Below are 21,169 nucleotides of genomic sequence, written 5' to 3'. Positions count from 1 at the left end.
GGGAAATTTGTAACCGGCTAAACGTGCTCAGTTGGCGCTTTGCGGCAAATCGGCGACAATAGCCTGACTTACTGCCTTATAAGGACCCATCATGCAGGCCGAGATCCTCCTTACCTTGAAGCTGCAGCAGAAACTGTTCGCTGACCCACGCCGCATCGCGCTGCTTAAGCAAGTGGTGCATACCGGCTCGATCAGCCAGGGAGCCAAACTGGCGGGGATCAGCTACAAAAGCGCCTGGGATGCCATCAATGAGATGAATCAGCTGGCCGAGCAGACGGTGGTCGAACGCGCTACCGGCGGCAAAGGCGGCGGCGGCGCGCAGGTGACCCGTTATGGCCTGCGGCTGATCCAACTTTACGATCTGCTGGGCCAAATCCAGCAGAAGGCCTTTGACGTGTTGCAGCAGGACTCTCTGCCGTTGGACAGCCTGTTGGCCGCCATCGCCCGTTTTTCGCTGCAGACCAGCGCCCGCAACCAGTTTTTCGGCACCGTGATTGAACGCGACCATCAGCAGGTCCAACAGCATATCAGCCTGCTGCTGGCCGACGGCAACACCCGCCTGACCGCTGCCGTGACTCAGCAAAGCGCTGACCGGCTACAGTTGACGCCGGGCAAAGAGGTGTTAGCCCTGATTAAAGCGCCTTGGGTGAAACTCAGTACCGATCCGGCTTCGACCGGCCTGGCCGATAATGCACTGCCGGGAAGCGTAGCCAGCATTCAGCCTGGTAGCGATCACAGTGAGGTTCTGGTCACGCTCAACGGCGGAGAAACGCTATGCGCCACCGTCAGCAACCAGGAACTGGCACAGTTGAAACTGAGCGTCAGCACGCCGGTACACGCCTTGTTCAATGCCGATCGGGTGATTGTCGCGACGTTGTGTTAAACGCAACGTCACGTTGCAGTATTGCCGATTGACATCTTTTCCGCTTGCGCCTATTTCTAAGGAAATTAATTGCAGAATAGGGAACATAGGATGTCGTCGTTGCACATTTCGCAAGGTTCATTTCGTCTAAGCGATACCCGCACGCTGGAGCTGGATCGGCTTGATATTCAGTCCGGCGATAGCTGGGCATTCGTCGGGGCTAACGGCAGCGGGAAATCCGCGCTGGCCCGTGCGCTGTCCGGTGAGCTGACGTTGCTGAAAGGCGAACGCCACAGTGATTTTCGCCACGTAGTGCGGCTCTCTTTTGAGCAGTTGCAAAAGCTGGTCAGCGACGAATGGCAACGCAACAATACCGACCTGCTCAGCCAGGACGAAGACGACACCGGGCGCACCACGGCGGAAATCATTCAGGAAGAGCTTAACGATCCCGCTCGCTGCGCACAGTTGGCCGAGCAGTTTGGCATCACGCCGCTGCTTACGCGCCGTTTCAAATATCTCTCTACCGGTGAGACCCGCAAAACCCTGCTGTGTCGTGCCCTGATGGCCCAGCCCGATTTGTTGATCCTCGATGAGCCGTTCGACGGGCTGGACGTCAATTCGCGCGCTCAGCTCGCCACTCTGCTTGGCGAACTTTCACAGCAAGGTTATACCGTGGTCCTGGTGCTCAACCGGTTTGATGAAATCCCAGACTTCATTGAGCAGGTCGGCGTACTGGCCGATTGCACCCTCACCAGCCAGGGGCCACGGCAACAGGTGATGGCCGATGCGCTAGTCGCCCAACTGGCGCACAGTGAAAATCTCAACGGCTTGACGCTGCCAGAAACCGAAGATCCCACACAGGTCATCAGGCTGCCGGACGATCGGCCACTGATCGTTCTGCGTGATGGCGTAGTAAGCTACAACGATCGCCCCATCCTCAACCAACTCAGTTGGCAGGTTAACCCCGGTGAACACTGGCAGATCGTCGGCCCGAACGGGGCGGGAAAATCCACCCTACTCAGCCTGATCACCGGCGATCATCCGCAAGGCTACAGCAACGATCTGACGCTGTTTGGCCGCCGACGCGGTAGTGGAGAAACCATCTGGGATATCAAACGCCATATCGGCTACGTCAGCAGCAGCCTGCACCTGGACTATCGGGTCAGCTCCAGCGTGCGTAACGTGATCCTGTCCGGTTTCTTTGATTCGATCGGTATTTATCAGGCAGTTTCCGATCGTCAGCATCAGTTGACCTCACAATGGCTGGCGCTGCTCGGGCTTGGCGCTATGGGCGATGCCTCCTTCCATAGCCTGTCCTGGGGCCAGCAACGCCTGGCGCTGATCGCCCGGGCATTAGTCAAACATCCGGCGCTGCTGATCCTCGATGAGCCACTGCAAGGCCTGGATCCGCTAAACCGCCAATTGGTAAGGCGCTTCGTAGATGTGTTGATCCAACAGGGCTCAACCCAGTTGCTGTTTGTTTCTCACCACGCAGAAGACGCGCCGCAATGTATCACCCACCGTTTCTCCTTCATCCCTGAAGGCGATGGCTACCGCTATCAGCAAGACGTCCTGGCTTAACATACTCGGGGTGAGTGCTACAGCGCTCATCCTGAGGACATATCCGGCAACACTTCCTCCACTACGCATCACATTTGGCCTTTTATCCTTATAAGGGTACAGAAACGTTTTTGGAGAAGGTATGTCCGCCGCGCTGATTATGATTGACCTGATTGAAGATCTGGCTGGCCCTAAAGGGCGGGCGAATCACTGCCACGAACAGATCGTAACGCGTGATGTGATCGCGCACGTCAATGCTGCTGCGGCCTACGCGCGGGTGCGTAAAATCCCGGTGATTTGGTTGCGCACCGGTTTTGCCGACAATTACCACGATATTCCCCGACACTCGCCGCTGTTCAATCAGCTCAAACATATCGGCGCACTGCGTTTAAGTAACGGGGGATGCCATTGGCTGGCCGGTCTGGAGGTAAAAACCGAGGATCTGTGCCTGGAAAAGAAAGGGCTCAGCGCGTTTGCCGGTAACAATTTGTTAGCTTGGTTACAGCAGCACCGCTGCCATCACCTGTTATTGGGCGGTATCAGCACCCCGTTAGCCATTGAGAGCACCGCCCGACAGGCGCACGATGCAGGCTTACAGGTCACGGTGCTACAAGATCTGTGCGCCGCCCCAACGGATGAGATCCACCAGCAAAGCCTGGAAACCTTACAGAACCTTGGGGAGGTTATGCGTTCGCAAGCCTGGATGAAGGGTTAAAACCGTTTCCGCACGATTAACTACTGTCCCGACCTTTAAATTCACCCTGTTGTGCTACTATCCCAATTAGTGCTCGTTTAACCAGACATTAACACGCCGGATTTCCGGCATTGAGCGCCGTGTATCTATTTAAAGGGATAGCTATTATGTGGGGCGTACTTTCGGCTTCGTTGTTTTTTTTGCCATTTAACCGGCTGATTGCCTCGGTAGTATTGGCTGCGGCCGCCGCAATGGGGGTTTACCATCATGTCCTGACGCCCATTGGGCTAGGTTATCTGGCGGTTATCGCCATTGCTATCTGGCTTCATCAGCACTATCACCAGCAGCGCAGCATCGCGCTAGCGCTGGAAGTGTTTTTAGTCGCCTGCTCAATCGCGCTGTTTTATCACCTGATACCGGGCTTCAATAACCAATTGATGGTCGATCAGGACAAAGTGGGCCCGATGAGCTCGCTGTATTCCATGTATTACAACTTCGATAAGGCACTGGTGCCCTTTCTGTTGTTAGCCTGCCTGCCAACGCTGTTTAACGCTGGCAAGCCTGACAAGCAAGTCGGCGTCAGCGCCTGGCTGATCCTGGTGCTCTGCATCCCTGCGGTGCTGCTGTTGGCGGTGGCGCTCGGTGGGCTGAAAGTTGAGCTGCACCTGCCCTCCTGGATCCTGGCTTTCATTATGGCCAACCTGTTTTTTGTTTCGATGGCCGAAGAAGCGCTGTTCCGTGGCTATTTGCAGCAGCGCCTGCGCCAGTGGCTGGGTGCCTATCCGGCACTGATTATCACCGCCCTGCTGTTTGGTGCCGCCCACTTTGCCGGTGGCACGTTGATGATGGCATTTGCCACGCTGGCGGGGGTGATTTATGGCCTGGCCTGGATGTGGAGCGGCCGCCTGTGGGTGCCCATTCTCTTCCACTTTGGGCTAAATCTGGTCCATTTGCTGTTCTTTACCTACCCGACTTACCAATATTAGTCCCCCTCCAGGCCGGTAGATTGCTCTGCCGGCCTGCTTGGTGTAACCGCTACCACTTAACACACCCCATTGCCTTCCCTATCTCAACCGGATTATAGCCTCAATCGATGTAAGCGATTCCATTTTTCGCGCTAGATCACCTTTTTCTCGCCGCGACCATGCTATCTTCTAGCCATTATTTTCCAAAATGCACTCGGCTATAGTCGGTCACGCAGCAAGTGAAAGCGATTACAATTAGCCCCGTTGCGAGATAAAGGAAGCGCAATGCCTGATTTCAATCCTATCGATCATCCACATCGCCGTTTTAATCCCCTTACCGGGCAATGGGTGCTGGTATCTCCGCACCGAGCCAAACGCCCGTGGCAAGGCCAGCAGGAATCCCGCGCTCAGGAAACACTGCCAGCCCACGATCCCGACTGCTTCCTTTGCCCTGGCAACACGCGCGTGACCGGTGATAAAAACCCTGATTTTCCGGGCACCTACGTGTTCACCAATGATTTTGCCGCCCTGATGCAAGATACCCCGCAGGCACCGGAAAGTGACGATCCACTGATGCGTTGCCAAAGCGCCCGTGGCACCAGCCGGGTGATCTGCTTCTCCCCCGACCACAGTAAAACGCTACCGCAGCTGACACTACCCGCGCTGGAACAGGTGATCGCCACCTGGCAGGAACAGACCGCCGATCTGGGGCGCAGCTACCCCTGGGTGCAGGTGTTTGAAAATAAAGGGGCCGCGATGGGCTGTTCCAATCCTCACCCACACGGTCAGGTATGGGCCAACAGCTTCCTACCGAATGAAGCCGAACGAGAAGATCGCCTGCAACAGGAGTATTTCAGCCAGCATCAGTCCGCCATGCTGGTGGACTATGCTCAGCGCGAGCAGGCCGACGGCAGCCGTACGGTGGTGGAAACCGAGCACTGGTTGGCGGTTGTCCCTTACTGGGCAGCCTGGCCGTTTGAAACGCTGTTGCTGCCAAAAGCGCCGGTACAGCGCCTGACCGACCTTAGTGCAGCACAAAGCCGCGATCTGGCCATTGCGCTGAAGAAACTCACCAGCCGCTATGACAACCTGTTCCAATGCTCTTTCCCTTACTCCATGGGCTGGCACGGCGCGCCCTTCAACCAGGCCGATAACCGCCACTGGCAACTGCATGCCCACTTCTACCCGCCGTTACTGCGCAGCGCCACGGTGCGTAAATTTATGGTGGGCTATGAAATGCTGGCGGAAACCCAACGCGACCTCACCGCAGAACAAGCCGCTGAACGCCTGCGTGCGGTCAGTGATATCCATTACCGCGAAGCCGGAGTGAAATAATGAGTCTGAAGCAACTTACCCAAGCCCTGTTTACCGAACACTTTGGCTACGCACCCACCCTGACGATCCAGGCTCCGGGCCGAGTCAATCTGATCGGCGAGCACACCGATTACAACGACGGCTTCGTCCTGCCCTGCGCCATTGATTATCAAACCGTGATCAGCGGGGCTCCACGTAACGATCGCCAGATCCGCGTATTGGCCGCCGATTACGAGAACCAGCAGGATCAATTTTCGCTGGATGAGCCGATCGTCAGCCACGCCAATCTGCGCTGGGCCGACTATGTGCGCGGCGTGGTGAAACACCTGCAGACCCGCGATGCCAATTTTGGCGGTGCCGATCTGGTGATCAGCGGCAACGTCCCGCAGGGCGCCGGGCTTAGCTCTTCCGCCTCACTGGAAGTGGCCGTCGGGCAGGTGTTGCAGGCGCTCTATCAATTGCCGCTGGACGGCGTAGCGCTGGCGCTGAATGGCCAGGAAGCGGAAAACCAGTTTGTCGGCTGCAACTGCGGCATTATGGATCAGCTGATTTCTGCGTTGGGCAAGAAAGATCACGCCCTGCTGATCGACTGCCGCTCTTTGGAAACTCGGGCGGTGCCAATGCCAGCCGATGTCGCAGTAGTGATCATCAACTCCAACGTCAAACGCGGCCTGGTCGACAGCGAATACAACACCCGCCGGCAACAGTGCGAAGCTGCGGCTCGCTTCTTCGGCGTCAAGGCGCTGCGCGACGTCAGCCCGGATCTGTTTTTCCCGATCCTGCACGAACTGGATCCGATCGTGGCCAAACGGGCGCGCCATGTGATCACCGAAAACGATCGCACCCTGGCCGCTGCCGATGCCTTGGCCGCTGGCAACCTGAAGCTGATGGGCAAACTGATGGCTGAATCACACGCGTCGATGCGTGATGATTTTGAAATTACCGTGCCCCCTATCGATACGCTGGTCGAGATTGTGAAAGAGGTCATTGGCGATCGTGGCGGTGTGCGCATGACCGGAGGGGGCTTTGGGGGTTGCATCGTGGCCCTGATGCCGCAGGATCTGGTAGAGTCTGTACGTACGGCGGTTGCTCGCGAGTATCCACTGCGGACCAACGGCCTGCAAGAAACCTTCTACGTCTGCAAAGCTTCACAAGGATCCGGTCTATGCTGAGCGATAACTCCACCGTTGCCCCAGACGGCCAGCCCTTTATTCTCACCACCCTGCGAAATGCCGCGGGAATGACGGTCACGTTTATGGATTGGGGCGCAACCTGGCTTTCCGCCGTGCTGCCCTTGAAATCAGGGGAACAACGTGAGCTGCTGCTGGGGTGCCAAACTCCGCAGGACTATCTGCACCAAGGGGCCTATTTGGGGGCCACGGTCGGGCGCTATGCCAACCGTATTGCACATGCCAGCCTGAACATCGCTGGCAAGCCACACCCGCTGATCGCCAATCAAGGGGAGCATCAACTGCACGGCGGGCCAAACGGCTTCCACGCTCGCCGCTGGCAGATTGTGAAGCAGGATGAGCAGCAGGTGATTTATCAGCTCCATTCGCCAGATGGCGACCAGGGCTTCCCTGGCAACCTCGACGTGACGCTGAGCTACCGGCTAACCGCCGATCACCGGCTGGAGATTGAGTATCAGGCACAGACCGATCGCGCCTGCCCGGTCAATCTGACCAACCATGCTTATTTCAATCTGGATGGCGCAGGCCACGACGCCCGACAACAGCGCTTGCAGCTGTTCGCCGACCGTTATCTGCCCGTGGACGGCGATGGCATTCCCAGTGCCGATCTGACGGCGGTTGCCGGTACCGGGATGGATTTCCGCCAGCCGAAAACCCTGCAGCAAGATTTATTGCGCGATCGCGATCAGCAACGGGTTAAAGGTTACGACCATGCCTACCTGTTGCACGATACCTGCCACGGATTGGCAAGCCCGGCAGCTCACCTGTGGTCTGCCGATGGCAAGGTCGCGATGACGGTGTTCACCACCGCGCCAGCACTCCAGCTTTACAGCGGTAATTATCTGGGTGGCACACCGGCACGCGACGGCGGTAGTTACCAAAATTATGCAGGCGTGGCGCTGGAAAGCGAGTTCCTGCCGGACAGCCCGAACCACCCCGAATGGCCACAGCCGGATTGTTGGCTACAGCCTGGTCAGCGTTATCAGAGCGCAACGCACTATCAGCTTATTCCTATCTGAGCCGCCACGCCCCTTGTCATGCGGTAAGGGGCGTGATTGTTATAATTGCTTACATTGCACCCCCAGGCCGTTACCTTTCCTTATTGCCAACCCCGCACTAGAATCAGGCTACCGTGGTATGCACAAGCCCGTGAGTGATATCACAATTTTCGGCCTGCTGGCCGTTCAATAGCTGAAGGAACACCTAATGCGTCTGATCACTGCACTTCCATTACTGGCAGGTTTACTGCTGAGCACCAACCTGATGGCTGCCGACACCGCAGCAAAAACGCCTTCTCCGGCGCAGGCTGCCCAGCAAAAACGCATGACCGATTGTAATCAACAGGCTACCACCCAATCGCTGAAAGGTTCTGACCGCACCACCTTCATGAGCACCTGTCTGAAGGCCGAAGGCCACCATACCGAGAAGACCCTGACGCCACAGCAGCAGAAGATGAAAGACTGTAATGCCGACGCTGCTAAAAAGAGCCTGAAAGGTGACGAGCGCAAAACCTTTATGAGTAGCTGCCTGAAAAAAACCGCCTGATCGCCTTAACGCTGTGGCGCGAGTGAATAGCTCTCATTCGCGCCCTTCGACCAGCCTGAACGATTCAGCTTTTTCCTTAGCGCCCCTCTTACCTTGCAGCCAAAAATTGGCTATGGTTAACACTATGCCCAGTGGCAGTAAGGGTTAGACAATGTCGCGCGTCGTACGAAACCCTCGACTTTTAGTGGATATATTCACGGGTATATCGATTGCCGAGTGAGTAGCAGCGGAATATAATGATATTCGTTATCATTAAACCTTCAGATTATTAAGGAGTTAAGCTATGGCTGTAACTAAGCTGGTTCTGGTGCGCCACGGCGAAAGCCAGTGGAACAACGAAAACCGCTTCACCGGTTGGTATGATGTCGATCTGTCCGACAAAGGCCGTACCGAAGCAAAAGCAGCGGGCAAGCTGTTGAAAGACGAAGGGTTCTCTTTCGATTTCGCTTACACCTCCGTACTGAAGCGTGCTATCCACACTCTGTGGAACATTCTGGACGAGTTGGACCAGGCCTGGCTGCCTACCGAAAAGTCCTGGAAGCTGAACGAACGCCATTATGGCGCGCTGCAGGGTCTGAACAAGGCTGAAACCGCAGAAAAATATGGTGACGAGCAGGTCAAACAATGGCGCCGCGGCTTCGCAGTCACTCCACCAGAGCTGACCAAAGAAGATGAGCGCTACCCGGGCCACGATCCACGTTATTCAGCGCTGAGCGATAAAGAGTTGCCGCTGACCGAAAGCCTGGCGTTGACCATCGATCGCGTTATCCCTTACTGGGACGAAGAGATCCTGCCACGCATCAAGAGCGGCGAACGCGTGATCGTCGCGGCTCACGGTAACTCCCTGCGTGCGCTGGTGAAATATCTGGATAACCTGAGCGAAGACGAGATCCTCGAGCTGAATATCCCAACCGGCGTGCCGTTGGTGTATGAGTTCGATGAGAACTTCAAGCCAATCAAACGTTACTACCTGGGTAATGCCGATGAGATCGCAGCCAAAGCTGCGGCCGTCGCCAACCAGGGTAAAGCGAAGTAAGATTTCGCCTCTGAAAAACAAACAAGCCCCCGGTGCTGAGCCGGGGGCTTTTTTTATTGCTCTTTGATCCTGGCTGCTTCGATAACCTGCAAACGCGCCTGCATCTCTGGATGGGTGCTTAACCACTCCGGCACCTCTAGTGCCACGCTTGACGTGCTTGCCGCCTGTTGCAATGCGCGGTAAAGATCTTCCATCGCCAATAACGAACGCCCCTGGCGCTGCATTTCCGCGATTGCCCAGTCGTCTGCCTCACGCTCCACGCTGCGGGAGAACTGCATTTCATGCATAAATGAGGCCGATTGCAGCAAGGTATCGCCGATGCCGCTGACATCGCCGGTCATCCACATAAACGTCAGTGCCACCAGGGATGAACGCACCACCATGCGCATAGGATGACGATACGCATGATGTCCCATTTCATGGAGCATCACCGCGGCCAGGCCGTCGTCATTGGTTGCCAACTTGGCAAGATCGTCGGTGATCACCAATGTCCCGTCAGGTAACATGAACGCATTGGCAACCTCTGGCACCGCCAGTAATTTCAATTTGAGCGGAGTGCGCTCGTGCCGCATCTGCTCCGGCATCACCTGCAAGAATAGCTTCTGTATCGCCTGCTGTTTCTCGGCAGGCAATTGCGACGGCTTGAAGCCACTGGTTTGCAGGAAATCGAGCGTATGTTTACCCAGCTTCTGTTCGGCCGCGGTAGGAATGCGCATGGCGATTTCACTGCTCGCCCAAGGGAGAACCAGGAAAACATAGGCCAGGGTCAACAGGACGGTTAGCAACAACGTCAGCAACACGCCACGCTTATAACGCTCTAAGCGGTGCACCAACCCCGGTGAACGGCGTTGATAAAACCACTGGCGGAATGACGCATCATTGGCGGGTACAAACCGGCCACCGTCTGGAAAGGTCAGCGTCAGAGGAATGCGTCCCAATGACTCGGAAACGGTAATTTGCGCTAAAGAAAAATAGCGATGTTCGCCATCATATTGCAGCGTTACTCCATCGCCCATATCGTTTAACAGCAGCCGGGCCGCCTGTTGGGCGGCCCGGCCAGGGCACTGATAGTGTCCTTCAAGGATCATCAGTCTTTACTCAAAAACTGGTGCCCAGATCGAGCGCCTGTACGGCTTCTTCAGCGATAGCGGTATTAGCCGTATCGTGATGAGCCTGTACCGACAACAGCGACAGATCGCCTTCAACCTGAGTTGACTCAGCAATATAGCGAGCATGACGTACGTGGGCCACCGGAGCTGCAAGGCCCAATGAGAACACGGTGATCAGGCTGTTGGTGATCAACAGTCCCATATACGGCAGAGTCTGCATGGAAGAACGCAGTTTAACCTCACCTTGCAAGGTGGTTTGGTTAAACACGTAGTTACGCTGAGCGACAACCATATAACTGCTGGAAACCATCACACCTAGCAACAGCACCAACATCATCATGAACAGGCTACCAATATTATTTGCCATCTGGGCTTGCAGCATGGCATCGGACATACCGCCAAACAGCGCCATTTGGAATAAGCTGACAAAGAACGAGCCAACCAGGACCAAGGCGATGACCAGGAATGGCAAGAAGATCAGCAGGCTGAACAGTGCAATCTTAATGAACTCTGCTTTCTTGAATTCGGCCACAAAAGGTGAAGTACCAAAACGCAGGTTGTTCACATACAGATCATGTTGCAGGGTAGCCAGGATACCATTGATAGCGGCCAGCATCGGTACAAACAGGATGACCGTAATAGCTGCCAGCACAATGATCGCAGTCGGGCTGCCCAGACTGCTGCCAATCAAACCTAATACGATCATAACCGCATACAGGCCAATCACTAGCAGTATCGGGCAGAACAGTAATACCCAGTAGGCGCGCCCGGTCTGGCATAAGTAATTGAAGCGAACACCACGATAGCTAGACATAATAGCGTTATAACGCCAGCTACGGATGATAATCCAAGGGATCAACGCAAGGAGTGCCAGCATGGCAATCATGCCAAGCAATGGGCTGATAAATAAAAGAATATAGAACAGGATCACGGCGCCGATCACCAGCAGACGGCCCTTGAGGATTTGCATTGGCTGCGCGTGGTAATCAAAGCGGTCGCCATTCAATTCGGTATTGCCATAAAAATAACGACGACGACGCACCGTTGCCCAAGCTGAGTATATTCCCAACGTAATAGCCGTCAGTAATATGTTAACCAACCAGATTGCGAAATACTCCCCACCCGTACCACGAAAATAAATTTGATGCCGAGAACTATTGTTTTCCATCAGCTATTCATCCTGAAATTAAAGTCATTCACCATCATGCCCTTATTTTTAGATTGGGTATTTTGGTTGTAAAAAACGCATCATCATAATCATACCGTGCGGCAAGAGCAAATTGTGTTTGACTAGTAACAGTTACGCGAGATGAAAAACAGCGGCGGACAAATAAGATGTTTCCTGGAAATAAAAATTATGGGCGGTAATACCAACTTATTATCATCAAAAAAGGCCCAGCGGAACGAGGAAAGCTCTACGAAATTAGTATAATGTCAGATTTTATTCTGGCGTTATTGTTGCAGGAGTCAATTCTTATAATCACCCTAAGGGTTGGGCCCCACAGCAATGCTGCAGGGCCACAAACACGGGTAGCTTATCGGCTACGGCGCGCCTTCACCGCTGCGGCCAGATCGCGCAGTACGGTTTCGGTATCTTCCCAGCCAATGCAGGCATCGGTCACGCTTTTGCCGTAAACCAGCGGCTCGCCGCTTTCCAGGCTTTGATTTCCTTCCACCAGGTGGCTTTCGATCATCACCCCGATAATGGCTTTTTCACCACCACGCAGCTGCTGGCAAACGTCCGCGTTCACCTCCAGCTGTTTTTTAAACTGCTTGCTGCTGTTGGCGTGGCTGAAGTCGATCATCACCTGTGCAGGTAAGCCCGCTTTGGCCAGCCCCTCTTTCACTTCTTTCACATGGGCCGCGCTGTAGTTTGGCTCTTTGCCGCCACGCAGAATAATGTGGCAGTCGCCATTGCCGCTGGTGTTAACAATCGCGGAATGACCCCATTTGGTGACGGACAGGAAACAGTGCGGTGCGCCAGCGGCATTGATAGCATCGATCGCCACCTTGATGGTACCGTCGGTGCCGTTTTTGAAGCCCACCGGGCAAGACAGGCCAGAGGCCAGTTCACGATGCACCTGGGATTCCGTGGTGCGTGCGCCGATCGCTCCCCAGCTCATCAAATCTGCCAGGTATTGCGGAGTGATCATATCAAGGAACTCGCCCGCAGCAGGCAACCCGCCGTCATTGATATCCAACAGCAGCTTACGCGCCAGGCGCAGGCCTTCGTTAATCTGGAAGCTGTTATCCATCTGCGGATCGTTGATCAGCCCTTTCCAGCCAACGGTGGTACGTGGCTTTTCGAAATAGACCCGCATCACCACTTCCAGCTCACCGTTGAGCTCCTGGCGCAGGGTCATCAGGCGCGCAGCATACTCTTTCGCCGCTTTGGTATCGTGAATGGAACAAGGCCCAATCACCACCAACAGGCGATCGTCATTGCCACGCAGGATGTTGTGGATCGATTGGCGAGCCTGTGACACCGTCTCTGCTGCCTGAGCCGAAGCCGGAAACTTTTCCAACAGGGCCACCGGCGGCAGGAGTTCCTTGATTTCTTTAATACGTAAGTCGTCGTTTTGGTAATTCATCACTTTTCCATTCGGTATCGGGTGTATCGCACAGCGCGTAGAGTAGATTTTACCAATCTAGCCTGTGAGGCTGGCGCTGTAAATCACCTTTAGATCCCATAATCACCATCGGCAAATATTCAGCTCTCTAGCAAGGCCGCCTATAATGAGCTAAGTAACGGCCAAACTTAGACTTTGGCACCCGACAAATTTTGCAAAAGGATAAGTAATGTCTGGAGCTTCTCATGTCCATCAGCCTAAAGACGGCAACAGTAAGCGCCTACTAGCCGCATTTTTAGTCACTACCCTCTTCATGGTTGTCGAGGCCGTGGGCGGATTACTTTCTGGCTCACTGGCGCTGCTGGCAGACGCCGGGCATATGCTGACGGATTCCGCCGCCCTGCTCGTCGCGCTGATGGCGGTGCACTTCTCGCAGCGAAAACCCAACGCCCGCCATACTTTTGGCTATCTGCGCCTGACCACGTTGGCCGCCTTTATCAATGCTGCCGCATTACTGCTGATTGTCGTATTCATCCTGTGGGAGGCCGTACGGCGTTTCTTCGAACCACAGCCAGTGATGGGTACCCCAATGCTGGTGATCGCCGTAGCGGGTCTGCTGGCTAACCTGTTCGCCTTCTGGCTGCTGCACCGTGGCAATGAAGAGAAAAATATCAACGTACGTGCCGCCGCCCTACATGTTCTTGGCGACCTACTCGGCTCAGTCGGTGCGATCGCAGCAGCCATCATCATTCTCACTACCGGCTGGACCCCCATCGATCCGATACTCTCGGTCCTGGTTTCCTGCCTGGTGTTGCGCAGCGCCTGGCGCCTGCTGAAGGAGAGTTTCCATGAACTGCTGGAGGGAACGCCACAGGAGGTAGATATCACTAAACTGCAAAAGGATCTGTGCCTGAATATTCCGGAAGTGCGTAACATCCATCATGTGCATGTCTGGCAGATTGGCGAACAAAGGCTGATGACGCTCCACGCCCAGGTGATCCCACCCCACGATCATGACGGGCTATTACGCCGCATCCAGGCCTATTTGCTGGAGCATTACCAGATTGGCCATGCGACGATCCAGATGGAGTACCAGCATTGTGATACCCCTGACTGCGGCATTGCGAGTGACCACTCACACTCCAATCATCTGGGGCATCATCATTAACATCCAGGGGCGCTTGTTACGCCCCTGGGTACTAAGGTGCTGAAGAAAGCGGTTGGGAGTGATTCTTCGAGGCACTGCGTATCCATAGCCAAGAGCCATTGAGAGCAATCAGCGTCAAGATGACGTACTCCAGCGCCATGGCATATACGCCCTGGTAAGCAAAGATCGCCACGCTGATCACATCAATCACTACCCATAGCAGCCAGTTTTCAACGTACTTGCGCGTCATCAGGATCATGGCGACGATAGACAGCACCATCATGGCGGAATCCCAGAACGGGAAAGCGTCCGGTTGCAGTTCTGGCATCTGTACGTTAAGACCCAGCCCCTGCATGACCGCCACCGCAATTTGTGTCAGGTAGGCAAATACCCGGTCGATATTAAACGTCATCAACGCGATACCAACCACGCACACCGCCCCCCATGCCAATGCTTTAGGCAGTGGCAACCAACGGATCTGCAATTCGGCCTGATTATCCTGCGTCTGGCGGCTCCAGGCATACCAGCCGTAAATATTGGCCACGAAGAAAAACAGTTGCAGCAACAGGCTGGCGTAGAGTTGGATCTGAAAGAAGATCACCGCAAACAGCGTGACGTTGATCAGGCCAAACAGGTAGTTGATGATTTTCTCTTTGCTGGCATACCAGATACAGAGTAAACCAAACAGCGTACCGATGGCCTCAATCCACGACAGGTCATAACCCCCTGCACCAATCGGAATGTGGACCAGAATGTTGCCGGTGCTGAAAAAGCTCATATGTCTTCCTTATAAAAACGTCAGCCTGGATTCAGGCGTTGCCTTTAACCTGCATTTTCAACTGCGCTGCAAAGTCCAGCATGCGGTTGAGCGGAATAAGCGCCTGGTCACGCAGTGCGCCATCAACAAAAATCTCATGCTGTGATCCCCCTTGTTCCAGCCCTTCGGCAATAGCCTTCAGGCCGTTCATCGCCATCCATGGGCAGTGGGCGCAGCTACGACAGGTGGCACCCTCACCGGCAGTAGGAGCTTCAAACAATTCTTTATCCGGACAAGCTTGCTGCATCTTGTAGAAGATACCGCGATCGGTGGCCACGATCAGTTGCCGATTGGGCAAGGTTACCGCTGCCTGGATCAGTTGGCTGGTCGAACCGACGGCATCAGCCAGATCGACGATCGCCTGCGGTGACTCTGGATGCACCAGTATCGCGGCCTCCGGATATAGGGCTTTCATACGTATCAGCGCCTGGGTTTTAAACTCGTCATGGACGATGCAGGCCCCTTGCCAGCACAGCACGTCTGCGCCGGTCTGTTTCTGCACATAGTTACCCAGATGGCGATCCGGCGCCCAGATGATTTTCTCCCCCAGGCTATCGAGATGTTCAATCAGCTCAACGGCAATGCTGGAAGTGACCACCCAATCGGCACGCGCTTTGACGGCTGCTGAGGTGTTGGCGTAAACCACCACTGTCCGATCAGGATGGCTGTCGCAGAATGCGGCAAACTCCGCCTCAGGACAACCGAGGTCCAGAGAGCACTCGGCATGCAGCGTTGGCATCAACACCTGTTTTTCTGGGCTAAGGATTTTGGCCGTCTCCCCCATAAAACGCACGCCAGCAACCAGCAGTGTCGACGCAGGATGTTGGCTACCGAAACGTGCCATCTCCAGTGAATCGGCGACGCAACCGCCCGTCTCTTCGGCCAGTGCCTGGATCTCCGGATCGGTGTAGTAATGGGCCACCAGGACCGCATCACGTTGCTTGAGCAAGGTTTTGATCTTCTGCCGATAAAAAGCCTTCTCTGCGACGTCTAACGGCACCGGTTTCGGCGGGAATGGATATATCGCCGCATTGACATCAAACATTTCACTCATCGCTGTTATCTCTATGCTAGGCTGTGGGTCTGCTTTTTAGGCTGCTTGCCGCTTGCTCAACCACCTCGTTTTATATACTAAACAAAATACCTAATTTCTAGCCAAAAGTCGCTGAACATTTCTTGTCATGGGCAGATTTGTTTAATGGGCTGAAATTTTGCTTGAAATGAGAAGCTTTGAGCTCAAAAGATAACGGCTGGGAGCAGTGATTTGTGGGAGAGTAGGTCTGGCAGGATAACCGGCCGCCGCCGTTGTCTCGCAAGCGAGACTCGAACCTGAGCGCATGATCTCACCCGCACGACTGGTGCGATATGACGTGCTGGAGTTTAGAGTTTAGTACTTTGGAATTTTTAAGATGGTGGGTCTGGCAGGATGACCGGCCGCCGCCGTTGTCTCGCAAGCGAGACTCGAACCTGAACGCAGGATCTCACCCGCACGACTGGTGCGATATGCGATTTTATTGCTGGGATTTTATTATTGAGAATTCTTGAAGATGGTGGGTCGTGCAGGATTCGAACCTGCGACCAATTGATTAAAAGTCAACTGCTCTACCAACTGAGCTAACGACCCGCTGATGTGGTTTACTGCTAAATCTTAAAATGGTGGGTCGTGCAGGATTCGAACCTGCGACCAATTGATTAAAAGTCAACTGCTCTACCAACTGAGCTAACGACCCACTGACGTGGTTTACTTCTGAACTATGAATACAGAATGAAGGACTGTATTGTCGAAACAGATGATTTACGTGGAACTAATTCCACTAAACATCCTTCACGATTCCAGTTTTACCAACCCATTAAGAATTGGTGGGTCGTGCAGGATTCGAACCTGCGACCAATTGATTAAAAGTCAACTGCTCTACCAACTGAGCTAACGACCCACTGCAGTGGTGGGTGATGACGGGCTCGAACCGCCGACCCCCTCCGTGTAAAGGAGATGCTCTACCAACTGAGCTAATCACCCACTGTCGTGGTACTACTCCACTCTTTACCAACTCATTAAGAGTTGGTGGGTCGTGCAGGATTCGAACCTGCGACCAATTGATTAAAAGTCAACTGCTCTACCAACTGAGCTAACGACCCACTGACGTGGTTTACTACTAATTTCCTTGCTGCTTTAACATCTTGCAAGTTGTCTTGGCAACGGCGGCATATATTACTAATTTATCTCAGCAGCGCAACCTAAATTTTGGCGCAATAGGTTCAACTGCTTGTTCTTCACGCGAATGAGCCCAGAATTCGGTCAAATCGACTAACTTCTGGGCTCGGTTTTTACTTACAAACTCGCTTCGCGTTTCTTGGCCTGCTTGGCCGCATCGCTGGTCGGGTAAGATTTGATCACCTGCTGGTAAACGGCTTTGGCTTTATCAGCCTGCCCTTTTTCCTGCATGATCACCCCAACTTTATACATTGCGTCCGGCGCCTTGGGTGATTTTGGGTAACTCTTAACCACCACTGCATAATAGTATGCCGCGTCCTCCTTCTTACCCTTGTTGTAGTACAACTGGCCCAGCCAATAGTTGGCATTAGGCAGGTAAGTGGATTTCGGATACTGCTTTATGAAAGCCTGAAAAGCGGAGATCGCCTGGTCATACTGCTTTTTTTCCAGCGCCAGTGAAACAGCGGCGTTGTAGTCGCTGTTTTCATCGCCCGTACTAGCCGCAGCGGCTGTCGCACCCGCAGGAGCGCTGCCAGCGCCATCAGAGGACGCCGCGGCGGCTGTACCACCTGCGGCCCCTGCTGCTGCACCAGCGGAATTCTGTGCGCCACCCTGGCTAAGGCTATCCATCTGTTGATAGATCTGTTTCTGGCGTTCAACTACCTGATTCAACTGATACTGACTTTCCTGGATCTGCCCACGGAGCGTATCGATATCGCGTTGGTTATCAGAGAGTTGTTGCTGGAGTTGGTTCAAAAGCTGGCCCTGAGCATTACTGATACGCTCAAGTGATGTGACACGGTCTTCGACCGAGCCGGACCCGACATTACTGATTGGCGCTTGGGCAGTAGCGGCCCATGGGACCGCTACGCCAACCAGTAACGCCAGACTCAACAGGTGACGTCTGAAGTTACTGTTCATGCGATTCTCTTAGTAAACCAGAACGGCACGACGGTTTTTAGCATAGGCTGCTTCGTCGTGGCCCAGTACTGCTGGTTTTTCTTTACCGTAAGAAACGATAGAGATTTGGTCAGCAGAAACGCCTTTGCCTTGCAGGTACATTTTAACTGCGTTAGCACGACGCTCACCCAGAGCGATGTTGTATTCTGGCGTGCCACGCTCATCCGTATGACCTTCAACAGTCACTTTGTAGGATGGGTTGTTACGCAGGAAAGCAGCATGCGCATCCAGCATCTGAGCGAACTCAGAGCTGACGTCATATTTGTCCAGGCCGAAGTAAACAATGTTGTTACGTTGCAGTTCTTGCATCTGCAGACGTGCTTGTTCTTCAGAAGACAGGTTGCTGCTGCCGTTTTCTGTACCAGTGCCAGCGCCCATACCGGATTGATCGTTATTAGCGCTTTTGTTAGAACTACAAGCTGCTACAGCCAGAACTGGCAGTGCCAGCAGAAGCCCTTTCAGCACTTTGTTCAGTTGCATTTCTTTGATCCTTTTATAGTTTTTGCCATACATATTTTAAACATGCATCACAGATACGGCGACCAGGAAGGGGATTTTACCTGTCCATCAGTTGCCGGAAGACGCGCTTTGAAGCGCCCATCAGTCGATACCAACTGCAGCACGGAGCCCATACCTTGCGTGGAGCTATAGATCACCATGGTGCCGTTTGGTGCGATACTAGGCGATTCATCCAGGAACGTGTCCGTTAATACTTGAACGGCTCCCGATCCGAGATCTTGTTTGGCGATATGCTGAGCCCCATTATTGGAGCTTACCATCACCAAGAATTTACCATCAGAACTCACAGTGGCGTTCTGATTCTGGGCACCTTCCCAGGTCAGACGTTGTGATGCACCACCATTGGCACTGATTTTATAAATTTGAGGACGCCCCCCCTGGTCAGAGGTAAAGGCCAGAGACTGGCTGTCCGGGAACCAGGAAGGTTCGGTATTATTGTTGCGGCCATCGGTAATCTGAGAGATCTGGCCAGAAGCCAAATTCATCACATACAGGTTCATGCTACCGCTTTTAGACAAGGCGAAAGCCAAACGAGTACCGTCTGGAGAGAAGGAAGGTGCACCGTTGTGACGTGGGAATGAAGCGACCTGACGGATAGCACCATCAGACAGGTTCTGGATCACCAGCGCAGATTTGCCGCTCTCAAAGGTCACGTAGGCCAGTTTGCTGCCGTCCGGCGACCAGGCCGGTGACATCAGTGGCTCTGGTGAACGATGCACTGGAACCTGGTTATAGCCGTCGTAATCCGATACGCGCAGCTCGTACGGGAATTTCCCGCCGTTGGTCTGCACCACGTAGGCGATGCGGGTACGGAATGCGCCCTTGATACCGGTCAGCTTCTCAAACACGCCATCGCTGGCGGTATGAGCCGCATAACGCAGCCACTGTTTGGTCACTTTAAACTGGTTTTGTGCCAATACGGTGCCAGGCGAACCTGAAGTATCGACCAGCTGGTAGGAAACCAGATAGCTGCCGTCGGCACCAGGCTGAACCTGGCCAACCACTACGGCATCGATGCCCAGCGCAGTCCAGGCCGCCGGCGTCACTTCAGACGCGGTGGTTGGCTGCTGCGGCATACGTGCCACATCAATCGGGTTGAATTTGCCACTGTTACGGAGATCTGCGCCAACGATTTGGCCAACATCTTCCGGAGGCGTGCCTGGACCCGCCCATTTAAATGGCACCACGCCAATCGGGCGAGCGGAGTCGACTCCTTGGGTGATTTCAATGCGAACTTCCGCGTGCAGCACGGATGCCCACAGAACAATAAGACCTAACGCTACTCGAAATGCCTGCTTCATCTCATCTCCCTTATCCAGGCGGTATGCCTGCGATAATTTAGCAGAATTTTAACAAACCAACGCCAACAACACTACATATTCCCTGTTGGTTACCTTGGTACATCCATGCGTTTAACTCGGTTTAAGACAATCATTATTGAGGCTTAAATACTAGGGTAGCATTCTTAAAGTGCTCATAGACTGCCTGGCTCGGTGGCTTCGGTATACGAGCCAATTTGGCAGCGGCTAAAGCAGCCTGACACAAAGCAGGATCGCCACCAACAGCCTTGACACTAATCAGCAGCCCATCTGGTGCCAATTTGATACTCAAATCACAGGTTTTACCTACAAACGAGCTTGGATCATAGAATTTGCTCTGGATCGCCGCCTGAATCTGCCCCTCATAGCCAGCAATATCGGCACCGCTTGCCCCCGCAGTTTTAGCATTACCCTGCCCTGCCGGTTTACCGTCACCTTTAGCCTTGGCACCGCCACCTTTCGGCGCGTTTTTACCATCCGCCAAATCACCAAACAGATTGTCTACATCAGCAGATTGCTTAGCAGCTTCAGCGGCCTTCTTCTTGGCGGCAGCAGCCTTCTCGGCAGCGGCGGCTTTTTTCGCTTCTTCTGCGGCCGCTTTCTTCTCGGCGTCAGCAGCGGCTTTCTTCTCTGCGGCTTCAGCAGCCTTCTGTTCTGCGGCAGCGGCGGCTTCTTTCTTCGCCTCTTCCGCCTGCTTTTTAGCAGCGGCGGCAGCGGCAGCTTCTTTCTTGGCTTCCGCTTCAGCTTTCTTCTGTGCGTCTGCCTGCGCCTTGGCTATTTTATCCGCCTCGGCTTTAGCTTTCGCTGCAGCTTGCTCGGCTGCCTTCTGTTGTTCTTTGGCCTTCGCCGCAGCGGCTTCTGCTGCTTTCTGCTGCTCAGCGGCCTGTTGTTGCTGCTCGGCAGCTTTCTTCTGCTGTTCGGCCTGTGCCTTGGCGTCCTGCGCGGCTTTTTCCTGCGCGGCCAAACGCTCTTGTTCCAGTTCTTTCAGGCGCTGCTGTTCCGCCGCCTGCTTCTGCTGCAGCTCTTCAGCCTGCTGCTCCGCCTTCTTCTGGCGCTGCTTTTCTGCACGCTGTGCATCGCTGCTCTGTTGCTGCTGGCGGTTGTACTGCTCTACCACCGCCCCTGGGTCGACCATCACGGCCCCGACCACGGAACCATCACCGCCGCCGCCTGCACTACTCATTTCAGTATTTTCGTACAGCGAACCCCAAATCAACAGGGCAATCAATAGAATGTGCAGAACCACCGAAACAATCACGGAGCGGTTCAGCTTATCATTTTGCTCAGTTGCCTTTACCAAAATAGAATCCCAAAAACTGCTGCTTAAACGGGGTTCCTGCGCCACAGGGC

At 54.2% G+C, this 21,169-nt stretch carries 19 protein-coding genes and 5 tRNA genes; 10 read left to right on the top strand and 14 right to left on the bottom strand.

Annotated elements, in window-relative coordinates:
- The first annotated feature begins 91 nt into the window (after positions 1 to 91).
- From modE to gpmA, 9 genes are all read left to right on the top strand, one after another.
- Positions 92 to 883, top strand: a complete 792-nt coding sequence (gene modE, locus AC6HVW_RS07765) for a molybdenum-dependent transcriptional regulator (RefSeq protein WP_071683151.1) — start codon at positions 92 to 94, stop codon at positions 881 to 883.
- 90 nt (positions 884 to 973) lie between these two features.
- On the top strand, positions 974 to 2,443 hold the full coding sequence (modF, locus tag AC6HVW_RS07760; RefSeq protein WP_071683149.1) for a molybdate ABC transporter ATP-binding protein ModF: 1,470 nt from the start codon (positions 974 to 976) through the stop codon (positions 2,441 to 2,443).
- A gap of 121 nt (positions 2,444 to 2,564) precedes the next feature.
- Positions 2,565 to 3,137 carry a cysteine hydrolase family protein gene (locus AC6HVW_RS07755; protein ID WP_071683147.1) on the top strand — a complete coding sequence of 191 codons (573 nt, stop codon included), beginning with the start codon at positions 2,565 to 2,567 and terminating at the stop codon, positions 3,135 to 3,137.
- Between the two features lie 146 nt (positions 3,138 to 3,283).
- On the top strand, positions 3,284 to 4,102 hold the full coding sequence (locus AC6HVW_RS07750) for a CPBP family intramembrane glutamic endopeptidase (RefSeq protein WP_497569322.1): 819 nt from the start codon (positions 3,284 to 3,286) through the stop codon (positions 4,100 to 4,102).
- 264 nt (positions 4,103 to 4,366) lie between these two features.
- Positions 4,367 to 5,416, top strand: coding sequence for a galactose-1-phosphate uridylyltransferase (gene galT / locus AC6HVW_RS07745; RefSeq protein WP_186486078.1), 1,050 nt, complete (start codon positions 4,367 to 4,369; stop codon positions 5,414 to 5,416).
- Positions 5,416 to 6,567 (top strand): galactokinase, encoded by a 1,152-nt coding sequence (galK, locus tag AC6HVW_RS07740; RefSeq protein ID WP_021805248.1) that lies wholly within the window; start codon positions 5,416 to 5,418, stop codon positions 6,565 to 6,567. Before galT ends, galK begins: the two co-directional genes overlap by 1 nt.
- Positions 6,561 to 7,604 (top strand): galactose-1-epimerase, encoded by a 1,044-nt coding sequence (gene galM / locus AC6HVW_RS07735; protein WP_071683140.1) that lies wholly within the window; start codon positions 6,561 to 6,563, stop codon positions 7,602 to 7,604. Before galK ends, galM begins: the two co-directional genes overlap by 7 nt.
- 187 nt (positions 7,605 to 7,791) lie before the next feature.
- The gene (locus AC6HVW_RS07730) at positions 7,792 to 8,130 is read left to right on the top strand and encodes a PsiF family protein (RefSeq protein ID WP_071683138.1); all 339 of its coding nucleotides are present in this window, start codon (positions 7,792 to 7,794) and stop codon (positions 8,128 to 8,130) included.
- Positions 8,131 to 8,413: 283 nt separating this feature from the next.
- Entirely contained in the window at positions 8,414 to 9,166 is a 753-nt protein-coding gene (gene gpmA / locus AC6HVW_RS07725) for a 2,3-diphosphoglycerate-dependent phosphoglycerate mutase (RefSeq protein WP_024483132.1), read from the top strand.
- A 53-nt stretch (positions 9,167 to 9,219) separates the two neighbouring features.
- On the opposite strand, the gene AC6HVW_RS07720 is transcribed toward gpmA, so the two are convergent.
- The 3 genes from AC6HVW_RS07720 to aroG form a co-directional block, all read right to left on the bottom strand.
- On the bottom strand, positions 9,220 to 10,254 hold the full coding sequence (locus AC6HVW_RS07720; RefSeq protein WP_497569321.1) for a M48 family metallopeptidase: 1,035 nt from the start codon (positions 10,252 to 10,254) through the stop codon (positions 9,220 to 9,222).
- Between the two features lie 10 nt (positions 10,255 to 10,264).
- Positions 10,265 to 11,443 (bottom strand): YjgN family protein, encoded by a 1,179-nt coding sequence (locus AC6HVW_RS07715; RefSeq protein WP_447889393.1) that lies wholly within the window; start codon positions 11,441 to 11,443, stop codon positions 10,265 to 10,267.
- A gap of 367 nt (positions 11,444 to 11,810) precedes the next feature.
- Positions 11,811 to 12,866: a 3-deoxy-7-phosphoheptulonate synthase AroG gene (gene aroG / locus AC6HVW_RS07710; protein ID WP_071683132.1), complete on the bottom strand. Its 1,056-nt coding sequence runs from the start codon at positions 12,864 to 12,866 to the stop codon at positions 11,811 to 11,813.
- Positions 12,867 to 13,074: 208 nt separating this feature from the next.
- On the opposite strand from aroG, the gene zitB reads away from it, so the two are divergent.
- Positions 13,075 to 14,013, top strand: coding sequence for a CDF family zinc transporter ZitB (zitB, locus tag AC6HVW_RS07705; RefSeq protein WP_065686446.1), 939 nt, complete (start codon positions 13,075 to 13,077; stop codon positions 14,011 to 14,013).
- 31 nt (positions 14,014 to 14,044) lie between these two features.
- On the opposite strand, the gene pnuC is transcribed toward zitB, so the two are convergent.
- The 11 genes from pnuC to tolA form a co-directional block, all read right to left on the bottom strand.
- The gene (gene pnuC / locus AC6HVW_RS07700; RefSeq protein WP_071683122.1) at positions 14,045 to 14,770 is read right to left on the bottom strand and encodes a nicotinamide riboside transporter PnuC; all 726 of its coding nucleotides are present in this window, start codon (positions 14,768 to 14,770) and stop codon (positions 14,045 to 14,047) included.
- A gap of 31 nt (positions 14,771 to 14,801) precedes the next feature.
- Entirely contained in the window at positions 14,802 to 15,863 is a 1,062-nt protein-coding gene (gene nadA, locus AC6HVW_RS07695; protein WP_037375120.1) for a quinolinate synthase NadA, read from the bottom strand.
- 494 nt (positions 15,864 to 16,357) lie between these two features.
- Positions 16,358 to 16,433 (bottom strand) — tRNA-Lys (locus AC6HVW_RS07690).
- A gap of 30 nt (positions 16,434 to 16,463) precedes the next feature.
- Positions 16,464 to 16,539: transfer RNA gene (locus tag AC6HVW_RS07685), tRNA-Lys, on the bottom strand.
- Positions 16,540 to 16,667: 128 nt separating this feature from the next.
- Positions 16,668 to 16,743, bottom strand: a tRNA-Lys gene (locus AC6HVW_RS07680).
- Between the two features lie 7 nt (positions 16,744 to 16,750).
- A tRNA-Val gene (locus AC6HVW_RS07675) sits at positions 16,751 to 16,826 on the bottom strand.
- A gap of 43 nt (positions 16,827 to 16,869) precedes the next feature.
- Positions 16,870 to 16,945: transfer RNA gene (locus AC6HVW_RS07670), tRNA-Lys, on the bottom strand.
- 193 nt (positions 16,946 to 17,138) lie between these two features.
- Positions 17,139 to 17,942 (bottom strand): cell division protein CpoB, encoded by an 804-nt coding sequence (cpoB, locus tag AC6HVW_RS07665; RefSeq protein WP_021805256.1) that lies wholly within the window; start codon positions 17,940 to 17,942, stop codon positions 17,139 to 17,141.
- Between the two features lie 9 nt (positions 17,943 to 17,951).
- Positions 17,952 to 18,461 carry a peptidoglycan-associated lipoprotein Pal gene (gene pal, locus AC6HVW_RS07660; RefSeq protein ID WP_065686444.1) on the bottom strand — a complete coding sequence of 170 codons (510 nt, stop codon included), beginning with the start codon at positions 18,459 to 18,461 and terminating at the stop codon, positions 17,952 to 17,954.
- A gap of 47 nt (positions 18,462 to 18,508) precedes the next feature.
- Entirely contained in the window at positions 18,509 to 19,801 is a 1,293-nt protein-coding gene (gene tolB / locus AC6HVW_RS07655; protein WP_071683117.1) for a Tol-Pal system beta propeller repeat protein TolB, read from the bottom strand.
- A 133-nt stretch (positions 19,802 to 19,934) separates the two neighbouring features.
- On the bottom strand, positions 19,935 to 21,119 hold the full coding sequence (tolA, locus tag AC6HVW_RS07650) for a cell envelope integrity protein TolA (RefSeq protein WP_497569320.1): 1,185 nt from the start codon (positions 21,117 to 21,119) through the stop codon (positions 19,935 to 19,937).
- Positions 21,120 to 21,169: the final 50 nt, after the last annotated feature.

Source organism: Serratia sp. NCCP-200 (assembly GCF_059697885.1).
The sequence above is the reverse complement of the archived record's forward strand: the minus strand, read 5'-3'. Positions and strand labels throughout refer to the sequence as shown.

What these genes read in the sequence shown, in the direction of transcription:
- modE (WP_071683151.1), top strand. Translation starts at nt 92, where the DNA reads ATGCAGGCCGAGATCCTCCTTACCTTGAAGCTGCAGCAGAAACTGTTC.
- modF (WP_071683149.1), top strand. Translation starts at nt 974, where the DNA reads ATGTCGTCGTTGCACATTTCGCAAGGTTCATTTCGTCTAAGCGATACC.
- AC6HVW_RS07755 (WP_071683147.1), top strand. Translation starts at nt 2,565, where the DNA reads ATGTCCGCCGCGCTGATTATGATTGACCTGATTGAAGATCTGGCTGGC.
- AC6HVW_RS07750 (WP_497569322.1), top strand. Translation starts at nt 3,284, where the DNA reads ATGTGGGGCGTACTTTCGGCTTCGTTGTTTTTTTTGCCATTTAACCGG.
- galT (WP_186486078.1), top strand. Translation starts at nt 4,367, where the DNA reads ATGCCTGATTTCAATCCTATCGATCATCCACATCGCCGTTTTAATCCC.
- galK (WP_021805248.1), top strand. Translation starts at nt 5,416, where the DNA reads ATGAGTCTGAAGCAACTTACCCAAGCCCTGTTTACCGAACACTTTGGC.
- galM (WP_071683140.1), top strand. Translation starts at nt 6,561, where the DNA reads ATGCTGAGCGATAACTCCACCGTTGCCCCAGACGGCCAGCCCTTTATT.
- AC6HVW_RS07730 (WP_071683138.1), top strand. Translation starts at nt 7,792, where the DNA reads ATGCGTCTGATCACTGCACTTCCATTACTGGCAGGTTTACTGCTGAGC.
- gpmA (WP_024483132.1), top strand. Translation starts at nt 8,414, where the DNA reads ATGGCTGTAACTAAGCTGGTTCTGGTGCGCCACGGCGAAAGCCAGTGG.
- AC6HVW_RS07720 (WP_497569321.1), bottom strand. Translation starts at nt 10,254, where the DNA reads ATGATCCTTGAAGGACACTATCAGTGCCCTGGCCGGGCCGCCCAACAG.
- AC6HVW_RS07715 (WP_447889393.1), bottom strand. Translation starts at nt 11,443, where the DNA reads ATGGAAAACAATAGTTCTCGGCATCAAATTTATTTTCGTGGTACGGGT.
- aroG (WP_071683132.1), bottom strand. Translation starts at nt 12,866, where the DNA reads ATGAATTACCAAAACGACGACTTACGTATTAAAGAAATCAAGGAACTC.
- zitB (WP_065686446.1), top strand. Translation starts at nt 13,075, where the DNA reads ATGTCTGGAGCTTCTCATGTCCATCAGCCTAAAGACGGCAACAGTAAG.
- pnuC (WP_071683122.1), bottom strand. Translation starts at nt 14,770, where the DNA reads ATGAGCTTTTTCAGCACCGGCAACATTCTGGTCCACATTCCGATTGGT.
- nadA (WP_037375120.1), bottom strand. Translation starts at nt 15,863, where the DNA reads ATGAGTGAAATGTTTGATGTCAATGCGGCGATATATCCATTCCCGCCG.
- cpoB (WP_021805256.1), bottom strand. Translation starts at nt 17,942, where the DNA reads ATGAACAGTAACTTCAGACGTCACCTGTTGAGTCTGGCGTTACTGGTT.
- pal (WP_065686444.1), bottom strand. Translation starts at nt 18,461, where the DNA reads ATGCAACTGAACAAAGTGCTGAAAGGGCTTCTGCTGGCACTGCCAGTT.
- tolB (WP_071683117.1), bottom strand. Translation starts at nt 19,801, where the DNA reads ATGAAGCAGGCATTTCGAGTAGCGTTAGGTCTTATTGTTCTGTGGGCA.